This window comes from Pyxidicoccus fallax (assembly GCF_012933655.1).
GTDB classification, from domain to species: domain Bacteria; phylum Myxococcota; class Myxococcia; order Myxococcales; family Myxococcaceae; genus Myxococcus; species Myxococcus fallax.
The window spans coordinates 1-784 of record NZ_JABBJJ010000742.1 but is presented as its reverse complement, the minus strand read 5'-3'; the positions used below and the strand labels follow the sequence as shown (position 1 = coordinate 784).

General features: G+C 64.7%; 1 protein-coding gene. It reads left to right on the top strand.

All coding sequences use genetic code 11. The features are described 5' to 3' along the window. Nucleotides 1-108 precede the first annotated feature (108 nt). On the top strand, nt 109-784 hold a 676-nt coding region (locus HG543_RS53925; protein WP_211194823.1), incomplete at its 3' end, for a HupE/UreJ family protein.

Here is a 784-nt window from a genome sequence, read left to right as displayed (position 1 = left end):
TGCCCGCCTGGTTCGACGACTACAACCGCTGTCACCCGCACCGAGGCCTCAAGATGAAGTCACCCCGCGAGTTCCGTACTGCTAACTCTCAACCCTGAGCTGTCCGATTTGACGGGGGCAACTCCAGGCGGCTTCCTGCGCTACGTGGGGCTGGGCGCCACCCACATGCTCACCGGCTATGACCACCTGCTCTTCCTCTTCGGGGTCATCTTCTTCCTGGCGAGCGCACGCGACATCGTCAAGTTCATCAGCGTCTTCACGCTGGGCCACAGCCTCACGCTCATCTTCGCGACCTTCGCCGGTGTCACCGCGAACTACTTCCTGGTCGACGCCGTCATCGCGCTCAGCGTCTGCTACAAGGGCTTCGACAACAACGGCCGGTTCGGAAGCTACCTGGGCGTCAAGGCGCCGAACCTGCTCGGGATGGTCTTCGCCTTCGGCCTCATCCACGGCTTCGGGCTGTCCACGCGGCTCCAGCAACTGCCGCTGGGCGACAAGGGGCTGGGGATGCTGGGGCGCATCGTCGCCTTCAACGTGGGCGTGGAGCTGGGGCAGATCGCCGCGCTCCTCGTGATGCTCCTGGTGCTCTCCGCCTGGCGCAAGCGGCCCAGCTTCGAGCGCTTCAGCCGCGTTGCCAATGACGGCCTCGTGCTCTGCGGGCTGCTGCTCTTCCTGATGCAGATGCACGGCTACATGCACACGCGCTATCCGGACGACTTCGGCTTCAACACGGACGGCCACTCCCATGCCCATGAGGACATGGACACCCCGGACGTCCCCATCC